15 protein-coding genes are annotated in these 20,171 nt (G+C 62.5%); 2 read left to right on the forward strand and 13 right to left on the reverse strand.

The features are described from left to right. Positions 1-50: 50 nt before the first annotated feature. Together I2H38_RS05315 and I2H38_RS05320 are read right to left on the reverse strand one after the other, a co-directional pair. Positions 51-542 (reverse strand): CAP domain-containing protein, encoded by a 492-nt coding sequence (locus I2H38_RS05315; RefSeq protein WP_196270791.1) that lies wholly within the window; start codon positions 540-542, stop codon positions 51-53. Next, entirely contained in the window at positions 539-3,082 is a 2,544-nt protein-coding gene (locus I2H38_RS05320) for a DUF3772 domain-containing protein (protein WP_229426565.1), read from the reverse strand. Before I2H38_RS05320 ends, I2H38_RS05315 begins: the two co-directional genes overlap by 4 nt. A 440-nt stretch (positions 3,083-3,522) precedes the next feature. Between I2H38_RS05320 and I2H38_RS05325 the strand changes: the two genes are divergently transcribed. Next, the gene (locus I2H38_RS05325; RefSeq protein ID WP_196270792.1) at positions 3,523-6,273 is read left to right on the forward strand and encodes a glycoside hydrolase family 2 protein; all 2,751 of its coding nucleotides are present in this window, start codon (positions 3,523-3,525) and stop codon (positions 6,271-6,273) included. 91 nt (positions 6,274-6,364) lie between these two features. Here the strand turns inward: I2H38_RS05325 and I2H38_RS05330 are convergent, their stop codons facing one another. The 11 genes from I2H38_RS05330 to I2H38_RS05380 all read right to left on the reverse strand — a co-directional run bounded on the left by I2H38_RS05330 (position 6,365) and on the right by I2H38_RS05380 (position 17,764). Further along, a complete protein-coding gene (locus tag I2H38_RS05330; RefSeq protein ID WP_196270793.1) occupies positions 6,365-7,456 on the reverse strand; it encodes a 2OG-Fe(II) oxygenase in 1,092 nt (363 codons plus the stop codon). Positions 7,457-7,748: 292 nt separating this feature from the next. Beyond that, the gene (locus I2H38_RS05335) at positions 7,749-8,900 is read right to left on the reverse strand and encodes a glycoside hydrolase family 1 protein (protein WP_196270794.1); all 1,152 of its coding nucleotides are present in this window, start codon (positions 8,898-8,900) and stop codon (positions 7,749-7,751) included. Positions 8,901-8,918: 18 nt separating this feature from the next. Next, positions 8,919-10,202: a family 1 glycosylhydrolase gene (locus I2H38_RS05340; RefSeq protein WP_196270795.1), complete on the reverse strand. Its 1,284-nt coding sequence runs from the start codon at positions 10,200-10,202 to the stop codon at positions 8,919-8,921. Positions 10,203-10,232: 30 nt separating this feature from the next. Next, on the reverse strand, positions 10,233-11,390 hold the full coding sequence (gene glf / locus I2H38_RS05345; protein WP_196270796.1) for a UDP-galactopyranose mutase: 1,158 nt from the start codon (positions 11,388-11,390) through the stop codon (positions 10,233-10,235). A 4-nt stretch (positions 11,391-11,394) separates the two neighbouring features. Continuing rightward, positions 11,395-12,612, reverse strand: coding sequence for a glycosyltransferase (locus tag I2H38_RS05350; RefSeq protein WP_196270797.1), 1,218 nt, complete (start codon positions 12,610-12,612; stop codon positions 11,395-11,397). Between the two features lie 192 nt (positions 12,613-12,804). Beyond that, positions 12,805-13,116, reverse strand: a complete 312-nt coding sequence (locus I2H38_RS05355) for a polyhydroxyalkanoic acid system family protein (protein ID WP_196270798.1) — start codon at positions 13,114-13,116, stop codon at positions 12,805-12,807. Between the two features lie 83 nt (positions 13,117-13,199). After that, the gene (locus I2H38_RS05360) at positions 13,200-13,505 is read right to left on the reverse strand and encodes a hypothetical protein (RefSeq protein ID WP_196270799.1); all 306 of its coding nucleotides are present in this window, start codon (positions 13,503-13,505) and stop codon (positions 13,200-13,202) included. A gap of 98 nt (positions 13,506-13,603) precedes the next feature. After that, positions 13,604-13,957: a hypothetical protein gene (locus I2H38_RS05365; protein ID WP_196270800.1), complete on the reverse strand. Its 354-nt coding sequence runs from the start codon at positions 13,955-13,957 to the stop codon at positions 13,604-13,606. Positions 13,958-14,124: 167 nt separating this feature from the next. Further along, entirely contained in the window at positions 14,125-14,460 is a 336-nt protein-coding gene (locus I2H38_RS05370) for a septal ring lytic transglycosylase RlpA family protein (protein ID WP_196271322.1), read from the reverse strand. 323 nt (positions 14,461-14,783) lie between these two features. Next, positions 14,784-16,178 (reverse strand): MATE family efflux transporter, encoded by a 1,395-nt coding sequence (locus tag I2H38_RS05375; RefSeq protein WP_196270801.1) that lies wholly within the window; start codon positions 16,176-16,178, stop codon positions 14,784-14,786. Positions 16,179-16,249: 71 nt separating this feature from the next. After that, a complete protein-coding gene (locus I2H38_RS05380) occupies positions 16,250-17,764 on the reverse strand; it encodes a response regulator (RefSeq protein ID WP_196270802.1) in 1,515 nt (504 codons plus the stop codon). 127 nt (positions 17,765-17,891) lie between these two features. On the opposite strand from I2H38_RS05380, the gene I2H38_RS05385 reads away from it, so the two are divergent. Beyond that, the gene (locus I2H38_RS05385; protein WP_210324689.1) at positions 17,892-20,141 is read left to right on the forward strand and encodes a glycoside hydrolase family 3 N-terminal domain-containing protein; all 2,250 of its coding nucleotides are present in this window, start codon (positions 17,892-17,894) and stop codon (positions 20,139-20,141) included. The last annotated feature ends 30 nt before the right edge of the window (positions 20,142-20,171 follow it).

A 20,171-nucleotide genomic window follows, 5' to 3' on the forward strand; every position in this document is an offset into this window, starting at 1 on the left:
CTCAAGCCATGGACCTAAGCTCGCGCAGGCCGAGGACAAGTTCCGAAAGATCAGCGCTTGCCCGTGGCGACGACAAGCGCCCAATAGACCTTGTATTTCGAGCTCGGTGTATAGGCCGTAGCGATGCCGATGCGGGTCGCCTGAGGATCGAGCAGCACCCGGTCGTGCTGGGGGCTCTCGCGCCAGCCGGAAAACGCTTCCGCGAGGGTGTGGTAGCCGGCGGAGAGGTTGGCGGCCGGAGCCGTGAAGCCCGCAGCCGCAAGACGAGCCTTGAAGGCGTCCGCGGAGCTCGGCTTGTCCACAGCCGCCATCGCGTCGGCCTCCGCCTCGGCCGCTTTCTGCAGCTCCGGATCGAGGGTCAGGGGGCCGAGACCCTTGTTGCGGCGATAGGCGCTGATCATGTCCCGCGCGGTCGCCGCATCCACCACGGCGCTGGCATTCGCCATGGAGACGTAGAAGCTCGGGGTCTGGCGAGGACGCTGCGCGCCCTGACAGGCGGCGAGCGTCAGCGCCACGAGGCTGAGGAGGGCAAGATGTTTCATGGGGAGGACTTATCCTTGAGAAGGGTTAAGCCTTCCTCCTCGTCCGCCTTCACCTTGCGGACAGGCTCTTCCGGCTCTTCTTCCTTGGGGGCCGGAACCTCCGGAATGGAGGAAGCGCCGGCCTTCCGCAATCCCCGGAAAACCTCGAAATACAGGTCGCTCGCGACACGCCCCCCCGCATCGATATCGTCAACGAAGCAGACCAGATCGAAATCGATGGTATTTTCGGTGACCTTCTTGAAGATCACGCGCGGGGCGGGCTCGCTCATCACCTCGCGGTGTGCAAGCGCGGCGGTTCGCATGATGCCGGCAACGAGGTCCGGATCGGTGGCGCGGGGCACGGGCACCGAAACCAGCACGCGTCCGATACGGTCGTTGCGGACCCGGTTGCGCACGATGCCGGAAATCAGGTTCGAGTTCGGCACGATCAGCGTCGAACGGTCGTAGGTCTGGATTTCGGTCGAGCGCACGTTGATCCGGCGCACATAGCCCTCACCGTCACCAACGACAACGAGATCGCCCACGCGGATCGGACGCTCCCACAGGAGGATCAGGCCCGAGATGAAGTTATTGACGATGGATTGTAGACCGAAACCGATACCGACGGAGAGCGCACCGGCGACGATCGTCACGCGCTCCAGGCTGAGGCCGAGATAACTGAAGGCGATCACGCCGGCCGTGATGATGCCCACATAGCCCGTCGCCGTGCGGATCGAATTGCGCAATCCCGCATCGAGATCGGTCGCCGGCAGGAACGTGTGGTCGAGCCAGCGCTGGATCACGCGTGTCACCGCGAAGCCTGCGGCGAAAAGCAGGGCCGCGATCAGAATCGACGAGATGGAAATGGTCACATCGCCGACGCTGAAGCCGAAGAATACGGCCCGCACGGACCCCATCAAATCGGTGGATTCGATCCCCCAAGGCGCCAGGGTCAGAAGGATCGCCATGATGATGAGGCCGAGGCGCGCCGCGCCGCTCGCCAGAACGCCGATCTGCTCCAGAGAGCGGCGGCGCAGGCCCGTATTGGCTTGAAGAACCGTGGCGATCCGGCTCTCGCCGCGCAGCGTTCCGCCGATGAATTCATCGGCCAACGCGATGGAGAGAATGAGCAAGGCGACGATGATCGAGACCCAGACGACCTGATCGACCAGGAAGGACGCAAGCGCCACATAGCCGCTCAACACGCTGACGGCGACGATGCCGACCACGATCCAACCCAGGGTCCGCAGGGGGCCGCCGATATCCGGCTCCGGCGCCATGTAGGGTCCGAGGCAGGCCTCCTCCTGCGAAGCCTTGCGCGCAAAGCGGCGCAACAGCTCAGCGAAGATCAAGGTCGAAGCGAGAGCGAAGAACGCCCGGGTGATGACCGTGATCGGCAGGGCCGCGGCAATCGCCTGGTTGAACGATTCCAACACCTTTCCGGCCATCATGACCGTCGCAATCGTCACTGCGAAACTCATGATCCGCGTCGCGGAGGCATTCGAGACGTTGACCAGGCGCCAGGGCGTATGATCGGGCGCAAGGATGGCGTCCACCAGGGCGCGCACGAAGGCCACGAATGCGATGCCGAACAGAAGCGCCGCGACGACCTGTTCGAGGCGCGGTGGAAAGATGTCGGCCGAGTCGAGAGCGACCCAGACGATCCAGCTCCCGAAGAGGGCAGGAACCGCACCGAGGAGCACGACGGCAAGCGCCGCCAGCAGCCGACTGCGGCGCGCCGGGTCGGTGATCTCGGGATCGCGTCTGACCAGACGAGGGGCGATGTAGCGACGTCCGCCATAGAGCGCGATGGCGATACCAAGTGCCAGCCCGACGAACAGCAACACGCCGAGAGTCGCGTTGCGCTCCATCTGGCCCAAGGTGTCGGAGAGGGTGATCTGCTGGGCGCGAATTTCACGCGGGATGGCCTGGAGGACGCTGAGCCACAGGCTTGGACTTAAGATTCCATCGCTGCGCTCGAACAGCGCCCGCGTGAACCCGGCTCTGCGCCGATCGCTGATCTGGGCGTTGACCTGTTCTGCCTGGACGAGAAGTGCGCGGGCCAGGCGCTGCGTCTCATCGAGTTCCGCGACGGCCATCTCACGCTCGCTGCGGTCCTTGACGACGTCGGCGCTCTCTTCGGGCTGGCCATCCTTCGGCTTCGGCCCAAGCTGGGTCAACCGCGCCTTGCTCGCCTCGAGCTTGGGCGCCTGCTCTTCGATGAGCGTCCGGATGTTGCCGATGATCGGCTCCATCTGCTGTCGGAGGCTCTGGAGTTCCGCGTTGGACAGGGTCCGGCCCCGAAGCGCCAACTCCTTCTGATCGAGATCCGCCTTGAAGCCGTCGAGCTTGGCGCGCGCGGCCTTGGTGTCGGTCGAGATCGTGACCACAGGCTCCGCAGCGGGAGCGGCGGCCTGCGCGACCGGCGGCGGGCTTTGCGGTTGCGATTGGGTCTGCGGCTGGGCCTGAGCCTTCACCTGCGCCTGAGCGGCGCCGCCGGCGGCGATCGTCAACGTCATCATTGCGGCCCAGAGGAGCCGCCGCATTCCAATATTCGTCATTCAGTCCGCCTTGTCGCAATCCCGTGGGGGCTGGTTATGCGAATCATTGAGGCGAAAAGTCGCCTCCGGACGGGCCAAGTGCAAGAAAAAGCCAAGAATGATGAACAACATCGTTCCCATACCGTCCTCCGCGATAGCCCCAGCCACGGGCCTCACGCCCGGCGATTGGCGAGAAGAGGCTCCCCGATAACCGCCTCACGGACGCTCCGATTGCCACGAGGAGGCGACACCGGGACCGGCGCGTGGGATCCAATGCTCTGCTCGGTCGTTGTCGCAGATTGGGGCAAATCGCCATTGTCGCGGATGAGGACCAATGGTTCGAGCGACACCCGGGGTCGGACACGGTGCCGCGGATGGTGCGCCCGACCGGCAGCAGCGGGCTCAGTCATGTTTTCGCCGCTTTGGACGCCCTTGGGTAGAGCCAGATTCAAGGAGTTCTCATGCACGACAATTGCATCAGCCTGGATGGGACCTGGGAATTTCTGCACGTCGCGGATGACCGCCTGTCCGGCCCCGCCGAGATTCGTCAGATCGGAGTGCCGAGTCCCTGGCAGGCCCAGTTCTCGGATCTGCGCATGCGTGCGGGAATAGGGCTCTACCGCAAGACCATCGAGGTCGCTGCGGAGTGGCTCCATGACAGCATATGGCTGCGCTTCGGCGCGGTCTTTCACAACTCGCGCGTCTTCATCAACGGCGAACTGGTCGGCACGAACGAGGGCGGCTTTCTGCCTTTCTCCTTCGACGTAACGTCCTATCTCAAACCGGGAAGCAACGAGATCAAGGTGCGCGTCGATTCCCCAACCGACAATCCGGCCGAGTTTCCGGATTCGCCGCTCGCGGAAATTCCTTTCGGCAAGCAGAGCTGGTACGGCCCGCTTTCAGGCATCTGGCAACCGGTTTACCTCGAACGCCGCATCGCCGACCACATGACGCGCATCCGCCTGGTTCCCAACCGGGAAACGGGCCGGGTCATGGCGGGCGTCTTCTTCGCCAGGCCGCTGACCGACGAGGCGCAAATCCGGATCGAGGTGTCCGACCCATCCGGCAAGGTGGTGCTCGACGAGATGCACGAGACCCAGGTCGGCGTCACGAGCATGCCGTTCGAGTTTTCCGTGACCGACGTGGAATCCTGGTCGCCGGATCAACCGAACCTCTACCGCATCCGCATGTCACTCGTGCGCGGCGGCACGGTGAAGGACGAGGTCGAGGATCGGTTCGGCTTCCGCACCATCGAAGCCCGCAACGGCAAATTTTATCTCAATGGCGAGCCGCTCTATCTGCGCGCCGCACTCGACCAGGATTACTATCCCGACACGATCTGCACCGTGCCGTCGGTGGCCTTTCTCGAGGACCAGTTCCGCAAGGCGAAGGAGCTTGGGATCAACTGCCTGCGCTGTCACATCAAGGCGGCGGATCCGCGCTATTACGAAGTGGCCGACCGGATGGGCCTGCTCATCTGGACGGAGCTTCCCAATGGCGGCATGGCGACGGATCGCTCGCGGGGGCGAAAGGAAAAGCTCCTGAAGGGCATCGTCGACCGCGACGGCAACCATCCCTCGATCATCATCTGGACGATCATCAACGAGAATTGGGGCGTGGATCTCGTCAACGACCCGGATCATCGCGAGTGGCTCAAGCGGACCTTCGCGTGGCTCAAGGCCTATGACCCGACCCGCCTCGTGGTCGACAATTCACCACTTGCACCGAGTTTCCACGTGGAATCGGACATCGCGGATTATCACTTCTACGCCGCCATTCCCGACCATCGGGACGAATGGGACAAGTTCGTCGACGAACTCGCAAGCCGCGCCTCCTGGCTCTATTCCCCGCATGGCGACGCCGTGATCACGGGGCGCGAACCGCTCATGTGCTCCGAGTTCGGCAATTGGGGCCTGCCCTATCCGAAGGATCTGCGCGACGCCAACGGCGAGGAACCGTGGTGGTTCGAGACCGGTCACGATTGGGGCGAGGGCGTGATGTACGCCCACGGTGTCGAGAACCGCTTTTCCGACTGGAGCATGGACCGCGTTTTCGGCGATCTGCGCCGGTTCGTCATCGCCGCGCAGTGGCAGCAGTTCCGGGCACTCAAATACGAGATCGAGGCCATGCGCCGGAAGCCGAGCCTCGCCGGCTATGTCATCACGGAACTGCACGATTGCCATTGGGAGTCGAATGGTCTTCTCGACATGCGCCGCAATCCGCGCGTGTTCCATGAACTGTTCCACATCATCAACGCGGATACGGTGATCGTGCCGAAATGGGAGCGCGTCTCCTATTGGGCGGGCGAGACCGCGCGGCTCCATCTCTTCGTCGCTCATGGCGCGGGACCGGAGCTGGAGGATTGCCAGCTCGAAATCAGTCTCTGCGACGCACGGCAGAACCTGCCCCTGCCTCGCATCGACGCGCCGTTCGTGCTCGATCTCGGCCACGTGGAGGTGGCCATACCCGAGCTGACGGAGCCCAGCCTGCGCCGCATCGCGTTCGACTTGCGCGCATCGGACGGGCGGCTCATCGCACACAACCATGTGGACGTCGCCATCCACCCCAAACGCGCCGCGCCGGCCCAGGCCCGCCAGCTCGTCTGGTCGGCGGATGAGGATCTGCGCGACCGTCTTCACGCCATGGGATATGCCGCCGCCCGCGACCTTGAAGAGGCGACGGTGGTTGTCGCGCGCCATCATGACAAGGCGATCGCGGATCGCGTCCGCCAGGGCGCGAACCTCCTGCTGCTGCCGGAGCACGAGATGACCCTCTACCCGTTCTTTCCGCATTGGCAGAATGTGAAGGTCAAATCGCGCGACGGCACCTTGTGGCGCGGGGATTGGGCGTCGTCCTTCTCATGGCTGCGCCGCGCCGGGCATTTCGCGGAGTTCCCGGGCGGACCGCTTCTGGATGAAACCATGGACCGGGTCCTGCCCGATTATGTGATTTCCGGCTGCAATCTGCTCGATTTCCAGGCCCGCGTCTTCGCCGGTCTGGTGGTCGGCTGGATTCACAAGCCGGTCGCGCTTGGGGTCGAGCGCACGTACGGGCGCGGACGGATGGTCGCCTCGACACTGCGGCTCTTCCAGGACGATGCCATGGCGGATCCGACGGCGACGACCCTTCTCGACAGCCTCATCGATCTGTCGGTCGAAGCGCGTGCGCCGCGTTTGGAAGAGGCCGTGCGCGCGGCGGAAGCGGCCGCTTAGAGCATGATCAGAACAAGTGGAAACCGGTGTTCTGATCATGCGGCAATAAGGAAGCGAGAGCTTGATTGTTCAAAAAGACATGGATCAAGCTCTAGCGTCCGGACAGATCCGCCCTCGCTTTGTTTGCTTCGCGGACGCGGTGAGACTGTTCGTCATATAAAAAGGTCACAAATGCGTAGCGCCGATGCTGCGTTACGGGTGTCACTTCGTGCAAAAGGGAGCAGGAAAATACAATCGCATCTCCAGGCGCCGCACTGTAGGGCTGATTGCCATATTCAGGGAAGCGAAGGTGGCCTCCCTCATAACCCTCATTAAGATTGATCGTTAGTGCGAACCGACGATGCGCTACAGGTGGCGCTGTATTGTCACGGTGGGGCCGGAAATAGCCGCCCGTCACCGCATCGTAGCAACCAACGAGATACCGCTCGATGCGCGTCACAGGAAACTGGAATGCACGATAGACCATCGGCGCCAATCGACGCTCCACAGAGACGCGCATTCGCTGGAGCGCATCTTCATCCGAAATATAATGGTCCAGGCGCTTTCTGAATTTTGGATCAAATTGCTGGACGACTTCGCCCTTGTTCTCGATAGCGCCGATCTCCCTTCCGCCTGCTGCTTCATATAGTTCAATCAGCTGCGCGCAGAGAGAACGATCGAACACCTGCGGCACAATCAGCACGGGCGCGTTCTGAAATGCTGGCTTGCCCGAATGCTCGCGAAGCAGCGACACAACCTGCTCGGCGAATGCTGTCGGCTCGGTCAGCGGCACAATCCCCACGATCTGTAAGGCTGGGCTCAGGATGAAAGCGGTCGGGTGGACTTTGGATTGAGTTCCCGTGGTGCCGGGCTCCACCACTCCGTATCCGCGCGCTATGGCGCCACTACTGTCATCAAGAAAAAGCTGACCGGGTTGACGCTGGAGCATGCGCTCGCGGCTGCCGCCGCTGCCCGGACCGGAACTGATCCCTAAAAGCAGGGCGCGATCGTCGTCAAAGAGATCCGTACGTTGCGTGAATGCAGCGAGTGCACTCTGTACGCTCGGTTCCTCGCCCGCACCAAGGAAAAAAAGCACTATATGACGTCCCGCGAGCTCGTTGAACGCGATGTTTTCGCCGGAAGTGTCGCATGTTGCCGCCGAGAACCACGGTGCCGGTTCGCCGACATTGAGAATTGAAGTCATTGTCTTGTTCGCCTTCCTATCGGGTGAACCGCTATCGCTCCGGGAATGGCCAGCAGTTCGGGCACTCTTGGAGTTGAAATGAGATAATACTTGGGCAGCAAAGCGGATGCATTGGGCCACATGGAGCCGCCGCGCGCCGGCTTTAGCCTCCTGCTCGCCCTCATGCGGGGATCACTTCGCCCCAATCATCAACCCGGCGCGCGGCCACTGGTCCTTCTTCAGGTCCGCGATGCGTTTCTTGATTCCGAACCGCGCAACGACCGACGCGCCGGAAAGCGCGCATCCGCAACGCTCAATTAGCGGCCGAGATCAATGCCTTGACCCGCAAATCGCGAAAGACATCCAGCATCGGCTGGCAAGGAACACGCGCGCCATGGGGCTCCTGATGGCAGACCGGATCCCATAAGCCCATCGCCGTCCAATCCTGGGGAGAATGCCATTCCGGCATGCCGAGGATGGGATAAATGCAAACTCCCTGCAGCGGTACGCCGTCGCGCAGCAGGAGCTCCGATTCCTCGGCAACCTCGCGAAGCCAAGGGCCACGCTTCTCGCCCACATGGGTCGTCTCCGTGATTATGAGATCGCCGCCATAGCGGTCCCACACGTTCGTCACGAGATCGCCCAGCTTGACGCGGCGCGGATCGTGATCGGAGAGTGGCGGAATCGTTCCGTCAGGCGAGGGCTCGAGACCCCATTCCCACTGGTTCGTCCAGTAATAGTTGATGCCGACGATATCGAGATGCGCTCGGCTGCCGCCCAGTTCCGGCAGAAGGCGGCCGCAAAGCATATCCCAGGACTGGAAGACGAGCCGATTGTTGAAGTCCTCCACCTCGTCGCGGCAATCGGGCTGTTCTTCCGGCACCGCGGCGCGGCAGAGCGGGTCAGCGTTGACGATGCGCGCATCGGGGCGGACGGAGCGGATCGCGTCGATGCCCTGAATAGCGGCCCGCACAAGAGCGACCTTCAAGTCCCAGCCTCGCCCGGTCTCGTGCGGCGCGAACAATCCCTTTTCACCGGCCGCATAGGCCATGAACGAAGGCTCATTGACCGGCGTGACATAAAGCGCACCCTCCGAATGCCGATCAGCGAAGCGCGCGGCCGCGTAGCAGTAATCGGCGAAAAGACTCGGGAACTCCCTGCTCCACACATCGACATGCCGCGGGAAGCCATAGTGGAAGAGATCCCAGATCACCTCGATTCCATTTTCGGCAGCAGCCAGCATGAACGGCGCAACCGAGGAGAAATCGTAGCGGCCATGCCCCAGGTCGATCAGCGGCCAGCGCATGACTTCGCGAATTCCGTGAATGCCGAGTTTCGCGAGCGCGCGATAATCTTCGCGGAAGGTCTTCTCGTGCCCCGTGGCGACCACCTGGTCGAACCACTGACCGTGGCGGTTGTAGCCGGTCGAGCCCTCGAAACCGGCCAGAAAGAAACTGCGAAACATGAAGACGCCCCCGCATTGTCAACGCGCGACAAAATTGAGCGGCCCGACGGCGGATGCGCCGCCGGCCACATAGGTCTGATAGGAACTGACGAGAGGCGTGGGAGTTCGATCCAGGGTCGCGGGATTGAGGTCCCACAACCCCATCGCGGCGAAATAATCGGCGGGTTTTTTTGTACCCTGGCGATAGGCCCAGGCGACCATGTCGAACATCGGCCACCAGGTATAACCCACCATCGGGACGCCCTCGCTGCGCAATTGCCGTACCGAGGCGATGGAATCGTCCATCCAGCGCTGCCGCTTGGCCACCGAGCCGACGGACGCCGTCTCGCTGACGAAGAGCGGCGATTTGTAGCGCGCATGGTAGAGCCGTCCCAGCTGGGCCACGAGATCGCCGGACGCGTAAGGTTGGCGAATGCGAAACCGCCCCCTCGCCTCTCGTTGCAACCGCTTTTTCGTGAACATGGGATAGAGGTTCAAGCCGATGAAGGGCAGATCGACGGCGTTCTCCTGAAACCAGGCGAGATCCTCTTCCCGCGCGCCATGTTTGAGAAGCCATGGCCAGAGCCGGTGCTCGTGCCCGACCCGCCCGCTGACGAGATCAAGCGCGAGAAATACGATCTCCTGCCGCCGCTCGACCTCGTCGGTCAGAGCGGGATCCCGGGTCTCGTAGAGATCGGTTGCGTCCACATGAACCGGCAGAATATCCGGATCGGTCGCGCGAAACGCCTGCACCGTCCGCACGATGCCTCGCGCAATCGCCATCATGATCTCGATGAAGCCGGACCAGCCGCGCCGGAAAGGCGGCCACCAGCCGAGGCGACCGCAATACCAGGCCGTGATGCGCGGTTCGTTCAGCGGCGTGTACCAGAAAATCCGCCCCTGGAATCTCGCCGCGAGACGCGAGGCATATTCCGCGACGCGGTCAGGATATTCGGGGTTGAGATAGGCCCCTTTCAACCACGGCGGCAGGCCGTAATGGACGAGATCGACGATGGGATCGATGCGCAGATCGATGAGACGCCCGAGAGCCTTGTCGGGAAAGCTCCAATCCCACTGCCCGCGCTCCGGTTCGACATGGTGCCAGGGAATGCCATAGCGCACCGTCTTGACACCGAGCGCGGCCACAAGAGCAAGATCATCGGACCACCGCGCATAATGCCCAGTCAGCTCATATTCGTCGAGAATCCGCCCGGTCGAAGGCCAAGGTTCGGTGATGAAGGTGTCCTCGATCCCGGTCGACCACCAGAAGGCTTGCGGCGCGATGAGGCTCGACACTTTCGAGAAGAGTGGAAGGGATGTCATCGGTGATGAATCCATTCCGCCCTTCCTTGTTCAAGAAGCGAGCGCGGTTGTCTTGGCCGAGATGGGCAGAGCCGGCGGGCTCTCCGTGCGCAAGGGCAGCGTCTCATTGATGCGCCGGAATGTTGCCAGCGCCTGACCGACGATCTGGTCCATGTTGTAGTAGCGGTAGGTCGCGAGGCGTCCGACGAACCAGACATTCGGCGTCGCCAGTGCCAAGCGCTCATATTTCTTGAACAGCGCCTGATTTTCGGGCTTCGGGATGGGATAATACGGATCGCCGACAGCGGACGGATACTCATAGGTCAGCGCGGTCTTGGCGTGTTCCTGGCCCGTCAGATGCTTGTATTCCGTCACCCGTGTATAGTCATGCGTCTGAGGATAGTTCACGACCCCAACGGGCTGGTGCAACGGCTTGTCGAGCGTGACATGCTCGAAGCGCAGCGATCTGTAGGGCAGCTTTCCAAACCGGAAATCGAAGTACTCATCGATCGGCCCCGTAAAAATGACCCGGCGATGGGGGATGGCATATCGCACATCCTGGTAATCGGTCTGCGTCATCACATGGATGTTCGGATGGCTGACCATTTTCTCGAACATGCGCGTGTAACCATGGCGCGGCATGAACTGGAACTCGTCGCCGAAGTAGCGGTCGTCGCGGTTCGTGCGTGTCGGCACACGTGAGGTTACGGACTTGTCGAGTTCGGACGGATCGAGTCCCCATTGCTTGCGGGTATAACCCCGAAAGAACTTTTCGTAGAGCTCGCGCCCGACCACGGACACCACCACGTCCTCCGAGGTCTTGATCTCGCCCACCTTCTCCGCCCGGCCCGCAAACCAATCCTGCAGCTGCTCGGAGGTCAGATGAAGACCATAGAGCTTGTTGACCGTATCGAGATTGATGGGGATTGGCACGAGCAACCCGTCCACCTCGGCCAGCACCCGGTGCTCATAGAAACGCCACTGGGTGAAGCGCGACAGATAGTCGAAGATCTGCTTCGCGTTGGTGTGGAAGATGTGCGGACCGTATTGGTGGATCAACAGGCCATGCTCGTCAAAACGATCATAGGCATTGCCGCCAATATGGTTGCGGCGGTCGATCAGAAGGATGCGTTCATTGCGCTCGTTCGCAAGACGCTCCGCTAACACACTCCCCGCGAATCCTGCGCCGACGATGAGCCAATCGTACATGCCATCACTCCGCGGGCGTGCTGGCGTAGGTGGGGAGTGAATGCGTCACGCGATCGGTGGCAGGCTCGCCGCTGACATCGCGTATCAACCTGTGCATGGCGGCCCAGGTTTTGTCCCATGATCCCGATTCGAGATGACGATCGACCTTGGCGAGCCACGCGTCTTTCGGACGTGTGAGAATGGCCTCCGCTTTCGCGACAATCTCCTCCGCATTCCTCGCGATGTCCACGAGGCCTTTCTCGCCATAGGGGCTGACAACGTCGGCGATGGGGGTCGAGATGACGGGCACGCCCGCCGCGAGAAATTCCGGGGTCTTGGTCGGGCTGATGAATCGCGTCGCTTCGTTGAGCGCGAACGGCATGATCCCGACATTCCAGCCCGAAAGATAGCGGGGCAATTCCTGATAGGACTTGCCGCCAAGCCAATGGATGTTGGGTCTTTGCGGCAGAGACGCGGGGTCGATCTTCACCACCGGGCCGATCATCACGAATTGCCAGTCCGGACGTAAGTCCGCGGCCGTCGCCACAAGTTCGAGATCCATGCGCTCGTCGATGACGCCGAAGAAACCCAGGCGCGGGTAACCGATGCCTGCCTGATCCTGCGGATCGTTCTTCGCGCCGCGCGCCTTCGAGAAATGGTCGAAGTCGATGGAGGAGGGAAAGGCGTGAACGCTGTGATGCCGGTCGCGCTTGGCCTCGTAGAGGCTCATGCCGCCCGTGAAGACAAGATCGGAATGGGCGAACAATTCGCTCTCGAACGTCAGAAGCTCATGCGAGGCGCCCCTGAACAGTGACAGTTCGTCCATGTTGTCATAGATGCAGACATCGCATTCCAGGTCGTTCGTGAACGCCATTGCCATCGGCGTGTAGTACCAGAAGACACGCGGCTCGCGCGCCCGGCGGCCAATGAGAGCGGCAATGAGGCCGCGCTGCGTCGTGATCACTTCTTTCTGAGAGAGACCCTCTTTCAGGACCGGAACGGCGACAACGACGCCATGGGGCCGCTCGCTGACATCCATGTGCGCAGCGATGCCCGGCTTGAACACGGGCTCCTCGATCACGAGAACGTCGTAATGCCGCGCTGCGCGGCTCAACAGATGTTGCGGGCGCTGCCAGACGAAATCCCACCGAAGGTGAGAGAAGCAGACGAGAAGGGGTTTTTCTGACTCGGTGCTGAAAAGCGGACGATAGGCATGCGGCTGCGTCGTCAAGCGCTCATGCATAGCGTGATCCTTAAAATATCAAATGTTGTTACTGCCGGACGGAAAAACCGATCCGATGCGATGCATTCCAAGATATTCGTGAAGCGGACCGGCAATAGCTCACGGTCGCAACCGTTGGACTAACGCAAAAGGGGCAGTTGGGTTCCTGCTTCGTTAATCTTGGTGAACAAGCATTCAGAAAAGAATGAGGAATCATTTCTTTTCGAGCATGAGCGTTCCTTGCGCCTGAATGAAGGTCTTCGCCTTTTCCGCAACCACGGCCAGGATCCACGGCAATTGTACTTCGACACGCAATTGATCTTCGAACACATCCACAAGCCCCGCGACGGCCTGCCCCATGGCGCTGACGCGAAAGGCCATGCGGTCGTCTGTCCAGACTTCCTCGATCGAGGCGATGTTGTCGCCGAATTGCGATTTGAGCCGCGTCATGCCCCCGTGCAGGCGCCGCACGGCCTCCGCCTTACCGAGATTGTGAGGAACGCAAACGACCAGAGGTTTCGACATCGCTCTGCTCCGCTTTTCAGACACGACAAGCAAGGCGATGCGAGTCCGGTTCCGCCGCGCGAGCACGCGCCTGACAAGGGCTGCTAAAGCAGGTCTGCCTTGAACGCCCGCACGACGATGGTCTCCTGTTGGAAACGACGCTCAAGCTCGGCCCTGTATCTCTCCCACCAATGCTGGTCGATCTCGCGGGCCATGACCTCGAACACCACCAGATTGTCATGGGCGGTGTGGCCGCCCTCCTTCCAGGCGCCGTTGGCCGCGGCGCGGGTAAAGCTGGAAATGATTCCGAAATGCTCCGCGAGTTCGGAACGCACACGTCCATAGGCTGCGCCGTCGAACGGGCGGCCGGCGTTGTCGGTGAGCGGCAGGAGAAGCTGAACCAGATGCATCGCCACGCTCCTGGCGCATCAACCGGCGCGGCGACAAGGCCGCGCAGGATGCGTCAAGAACGGAATCTTAGGGTAGCTGATGCCGAAGACGAGGCCCGTCAGGCGTGCTGGGCCGCGAAGAGATCCAAATCCGACGCGGGCAGGCGGTCATCGACCCGGTAGCGGCCTGAGGGTTTCGCGATGCGCCACGGGCGGGCAGTGGAGGCGTGGATGGCCTCGGAGGGGCGCAAGCGGCGGGCCGTGCCATCGGCCTGCACCTCGTCGATCACGACGAGGCCGAAAATCGTCAGCCGCGTCGCCATGACCTTGGTCGCGCGGTCATCCGCGGCGATCGGCAGGGAGCCGGCGGCATAGACCGCATCCATCAGACCCTTCTGGTCGCGCCGTGGAGACGCCGCGGCGCGCGGGCCGGGAAAGCGGATAACGTTCGTCGGCTGAGAGCTCGATTCCATGTAAGCAACCCTTGGTCCCGAATCAGACCAAGCATCGCCACAAGGGATTAAGAAGCGCCTAACCCTAGAATCAGATCGTGTTTCGATTGAAGCACGATCTGATTCTAACGTATTGATCCCGCGTTATTTTTTCAGAAAGTCGAATTCCGTTTTTTCTGCTTCCTGCGCTAGTCGAGCCGATGCAGCGAGACATAGGCCGTTCCCACCAGGGTCAGGCCGAGCTCCTGCGCCGCACCCTTCGCAAGATCGATAATGCGGCGACCGGTAAAGGGCCCGCGGTCGTTGACGCGCACCACGACGGAACGGCCGTTCTTCACGTTCACGACACGCAGGGTCGTCCCAAATGGCAAGCTGCGGTGGGCCGCCGTCATGGCCCAGGAATTGAAGCTTTCGCCGCTTGCGGTTCGGCGGCCCTGGAACCCCGGTCCGTACCATGAGGCCAGCCCGCGCTGGTATTCCCTGCCGATGACAGGCTTTGATGGAGAAATGGACCCGGTAACCATAGGATCAACAGAGGTGTCGTTACACGCCGCGACGAATAGAAGTGGGGCCAATACTGGCACCCGCGAAATGATCTTCTTCACGGAAACAGCTCCCCTTGCATCGAGCTTGGCAGGGAAACTGACGGTCAAAGGGGCAGGAATAAGGCGCGATTAGTTTTGTCTTACGGACTCATACTTTTGCGTCAAAAATCTATACTAAAGAACTCCTTAAGTTGATGCCAAGGCTGGCAGTCAATAGCCTGGATAAGGTTTCAATATCCGCCGGCGCGGATGCCTTTCGGCGAGCGTTTCCGTCCGCCGAGAGGCGACCGAACGGGACAATTCTATGCCGGAAGCGTGAGGAGCCCGAGCCGATCGCGCCGAAGCCAGCGCCAAAGCATGAGCGCGGCCACGACCGCGAGCCCGGTGGCGAGGCCTATCCAGATGCCGACGCCCTTGAGGCTGGTGCCGAAGGCAAGGCCGACGCCGAGGGGAAGCCCGACGCCCCAATAACCCAGCGCGGCATAGAGCATCGGCACGCGGGTATCCTGAAGCCCGCGCAACATTCCGGCTCCCACGGCCTGCGCGCCGTCCACCAGTTGGAAGGCGGCCGCAAGCACCAGGAAGGAGAGCGCAAAGCCGATCACCTGGGCGTTCTTCGGATCGCCAAGATCCAGGAACGCCCCCACCAGCAGATGCGGCGCGACGATCATGAGCGTCGCCGTAAAGAACATGAATCCGACGCCGAGCACGAAAGCCGCCCAGCCGGCGCGGGTCACACCATCGGCATCCTGCGCTCCGTAAGCCCGGCCCACGCGCACGGTCACGGCCTGGCTGAAGCCGAAGGGCACCATGAAGCAGAAGGAAGCGATCTGCAGCGCGATGGCGTGAGCGGCAAGCTCGCTCGCGCCGATGCGGCCCATCAGCAAGGCCGCCGCGTTGAAGATCGTCACCTCGAAGGCCAGCGTCAGGCCGATCGGCACGCCGATGCGCCAAAGGTTGCGATAGCGCGGCCAATCAGCCCGCCAGAAGCGCCCGAAGAGATGGTAGCGCTTGAGCTGCCGGTCGAGGCTGATGACCAGCGCGAGGCTCACGAACATGAAGGTGCTGGAAATCACCGTGCCCAGCCCCGCGCCGACGAGGCCGAGCGGCGGCAGGCCGAACTTGCCGAACATCAGGCAATAGGCCGCTGCCAGATTGATCGGAACGGCCAGGATGCCGATGACGAGCGCCCAGCCCGGCCGTTCGAGCGCCGACAGGAAAGAGCGCAGCACGAGATAGAGCAGGAACGGCAACAGGCTCCATTGCAGGGCGCGCATATATTGCCCTGCATCATGGGCCAATGATGGCTCCTGGCCCATCAAGAGAAGCAGCTTTTCGCCGTTCCAGGACACGATCCAGATCGGCACCGCGACCGTGATCGCGGCCCAGAATCCCTGCCGGACGGTGCGTCTGACTTCCCTGACAGAGTGACGCTTGCGGCCAAGCTCCTCCGCGATGATCGGAGACGTGGCGCTGACGAGGCCGATGCCGAAAATAAGGAAGGCGAAATAGAGATTCGTCCCCAGCGCTCCCGCCGCCAGCGCGCCCGAGCCAAGCCACCCCATGAGAATGACGTCGGTGGTCATCAACGCATTCTGAGCCACGTTCGTCAGGATGAGAGGCCAGCCAAGGCTCAGGGTGGCGCGAAATTCCGCGGCCCAAGCGGTCCGGTCCGTCGATGAAGAGCTCGAAATCATGATGGTGGGCTTTTAGCCCGAACCTCATGCAAAAAGCCACACCTGCCCGAACGCAGGGCCGCCACGCGGGCTCAAGGCATCCGACGCGACGGCCGGGAGAAGAGCGGCACCACGTTGTTCTTGTCCGGCGCGGTGAGCTGCCGTTGAATCGCCGCGTGCAGATCCCGGCTCACGATCGGTTTCATGAGCAGCGGAAACTCCTTTTCGGCTTCCGCCGCTCCAGGATTGCCCGTGATGAGCAGAATGGGCAGGTCCGGGTACATCTCGCGTATCTCGCGGGCCAACATCACGCCGTTCATCGTGCCGTGCATGGCCACATCCGTGAGCACGATTCCGGGCTTGCGTCCCTTCAGGTTCTTCATGACCTGCCGCGCATTGGTGGCGACCCGCGTCACGTAGCCGACCTCTTCCAGCATACCCTGGATTGCCAGCGCCACTTCGACTTCGTCGTCGACGACGAGGATCTCGGTATTGGTGCTCACGGTTTCGTTCTCGCCCAGCTCATCGCGCAACGCTCCGGGCAGCATCCGCACGGAGGCGCTCGCGCGGGGGAGATAGAGCACGATCGACATGCCGGTTCCGGTATTGTGCACTTCCGCGGAGCCCCCGAGCGGCTGGAGGAATTGCAGGCTCCGGTTCAGGGTGAGCCACGACGAAAAATCCGCATCCCCCAGGGCGAAGGCTTGCTCGGCCTCGTGAGCGGGAACGTGCGGCGTCTCGTCCGCCCCAACGCTGCCGATGACGAGCTGCACGAAATCCCCTTCGAGCTCGAGGTTCGACAGGGATCCCTTCTCGACATGGACATTCCGCGCCTCCAAGGTCACGGTGCCGCCCTGCGTCAGCTCCCCACGGGCGTAGGCGCTCAAGGTGACGATCGCCATTTCGAGCTCGTCGGGATCCGCCTCGACCGGCCAAAGACCGCTCTCCAGAGAGAGACGCAGCTCCACAGTGTCGCGGAGGAGCGAGCGATTCATCAAGCCCGCGATGGAATCGATCCGCTCAGCAAGATCGATATGCTGCACCTGGCCGTCGTTTTGACGGGCGAAGGCGTTCGACCGGGCGATGAGGCTCGCCGCCTGATCGGATGCGACCAGCGCCGACAGAAGCTTGCGCTGGAGCGTGGGCTGATCCTTCAAATGCCGCGCGACGGAATCGATATTGGCGCTGATGACCAGAAGCTTGTTGTTGAGGTCGTGGACAATCCCTTCCCGCAACCGCTCCAGTACTTCCAGCTTCTGCACACGGCGAAGCTCGTGCTCATCCATCGCCGGTTCGGGAGTGTCGGCGAGGAACGGAGCAGAAAATTCGGGCTTCGCGTCCTGTGCCGGTAGATTGAACGCCGGGAACGGCTCGGATTCGGCCTCAAGTCGGCTCATCGACCCCGCTTGCGCGCGCAGCGCCCGCGTGATTCGCCGCCCCAGGCCCCAGATGCTCGTGATTGTCGCCAGAATGAAGATGACGCCGGTCATCACAAGCCATTCCGGCTGCCGGCTGAAGGCCGCGCCTGCGAGGGCAAGGCCTGAGAAGATCAGGGCGCAGGCTGAAACCGCAAGTGAAAACTTCAAGGTAAAAGGCAGCAAGGGCATCGCGTCTTTCAAACAATTGAATTGACCGGGCGCCCTGAAGACGCCACTTCCAACAAGTGTTTTATGTAGCACGAAGCGGGGCTGTGCGAGATTCTCAGCCAATAAAATTTTTGTGTTCGACAGGAAAATGGCTGTGCGACTTTTTCATCTTCCGGGTCCGGTGCGGCTCAGCGCGGCTTGCGTGCTTTTTCTTGGAGCCCTGGTCAGTGCGAAGGCCCAGGATGACATCGAGCGGAAGGTAAACGACCTTCTCTCCGCCATGACGCTGGAGGAAAAGGTCGGGCAGTTGAACCTGATCTCCCACGGCCCGCCGCTCCGGTGGGAGGAGATTTCGCAAGGGAAGATCGGTGCGCTTCTCAACTTCAACAGCGCCGCGGACGTCGCCCGCGCTCAGGCACTCGCCCGCCAATCCCGGCTGAAAATCCCGCCGCTCTTCGGCCTCGACATCCTGCACGGCTTTCGCACGCAGTTCCCCATTCCGCTGGGTGAAGCGGCGGCGTTTAGCCCGCGCCTGTCCGGTGTGGCCTCCGAATGGGCGGCGCGGGAAGCCTCCTATCTCGGCATCAACTGGACGTTCGCCCCCATGGCTGACCTGTCGCGCGACAGCCGATGGGGCCGCATCGTCGAAGGTTTCGGGGAAGATCCCTATCTCGGCGCCGTGCTGACCGCAGCCCGCGTCGAAGGCTTCCGCAAGGGCGGCCTCGCAACCTCCGCAAAACACTTCGCCGGATACGGCGCGCCGCAAGGCGGCCGGGATTACGACACCACGTACATTCCCCCCGCCGAGATGTACGATACCTATCTGCCGCCCTTCCGCGCTGCCGTCGCGGCGGGGTCCGTCAGCTTCATGGCCGCCTTCAATGCCCTGAACGGCGTTCCCTCCACAGCCAATCCCTGGCTCCTGACGGAAGTGCTGCGCAATCAATGGGGTTTCGACGGATTCGTCACCTCCGACTGGTCGGGCATTCATGAACTCACCGCGCACGGCGTCGCGGCGGACGACGCGGAAGCGGCCCGCAAGGCCCTTCTCGCAGGTGTCGACATGGACATGATGGGTGAGCTTTACGTCAAACACCTTCCCGGCGAGGTGCGCGCCGGCAGGGTGCCGGAGAGCGCGGTGGACGAAGCGGTTCGGCGTGTCTTGCGCGCGAAATTCCGTCTCGGCCTGTTTGACCGCCCCGATGCGAACCCGATACGCTCCGACGCCGAGTTCCCGTCCCCAGAGACGCGCCAGGTGGCCCGCGAGGTTGCGCGCGAAACGCTGGTTCTGCTGCAGAACCGGAACAACGTCCTTCCCGTCGCGCCCAGCGTCCGCTCGATCGCCGTCATCGGCCCCCTCGCCGACGCCGCGCGCGATCAACTCGGGCCGCACGCGGCCCGTGGGCACGCGCAGGATAGCGTCACGATCCTGCAAGGCATCCGCCAGCGGGCGCAATCGGCCGGCATCGCGGTCAAATACGTCCCGGCCTGCGACCTGTTCTGCCGGACGACCGATCAGCTCCCCGCAGCACTCGCCGCGGCGCAGGAAGCCGACCTCGTAATCGCGGCGTTCGGCGAGCCGCAGGATCTGTCCGGCGAAGCGGCTTCCCGCACGCGGCTTGCGCCCAGCGGCAAGCAGGTCGAGGTGCTGGAGGCGCTTGTCGCCACCGGCAAACCGATGGCGCTGGTGATCGTCGCCGGACGCCCGCTCGAACTGGGCGCGCTCGCGCAGAAAATTCCGTCGATCCTCATGGCCTGGTATCCGGGCACCGAGGGCGGTCCGGCCGTCGCGGACGTCCTGTTCGGCGACACCAATCCGAGCGGCAAGCTGCCGTTGAGCTGGCCACGCGCGGTCGGGCAATTGCCGCTCTACTACAACCGGCTGCCGACGGGCCGCCCGACCCTGCACAACAACCGCTTCACGTTGCAATATCTCGATGAGGCGATCACCCCGCTCTATCCCTTCGGCTGGGGGCTCAGTTACACGACCTTCGCCTACAAGGACGCCGCCATCGAGACGCCGCGTCTGAACGCCGGCGACGCGCTGAAAGTCTCCGTCACCGTCACCAACACGGGCGCGCGGGCGGGCCAGGAGGTTGTGCAGCTCTACACCCGCGATCCGGTCGCAAGCCGAAGCCGCCCCTTGCGCGAGCTGAAGGCCTTTGAAAAAATCGCGCTGGAACCGGGCCAATCGAAGCGCGTCAGCTTTCAGGTCCCGGTCGAGTCGCTCGGGTTCCATCTCGATGATGGCACCTATGTCGCCGAGGCCGGGGCGATCCAGGTTTTCCTGGGGGGCAACGCCGAGGCCGAGGCAGTCGGTGAAACCGCGATCGCAAACACGATCCGCATTCCGCCCTCGCAGCAGCGCGCATCGGTCTCCGCCACCCGTGCGCAATAAATCGCCCTTCGGAAGATCGACGAAAGCGTG

Origin of the sequence: Microvirga alba (assembly GCF_015694465.1) — a bacterium.
Classification (GTDB): domain Bacteria; phylum Pseudomonadota; class Alphaproteobacteria; order Rhizobiales; family Beijerinckiaceae; genus Microvirga; species Microvirga alba.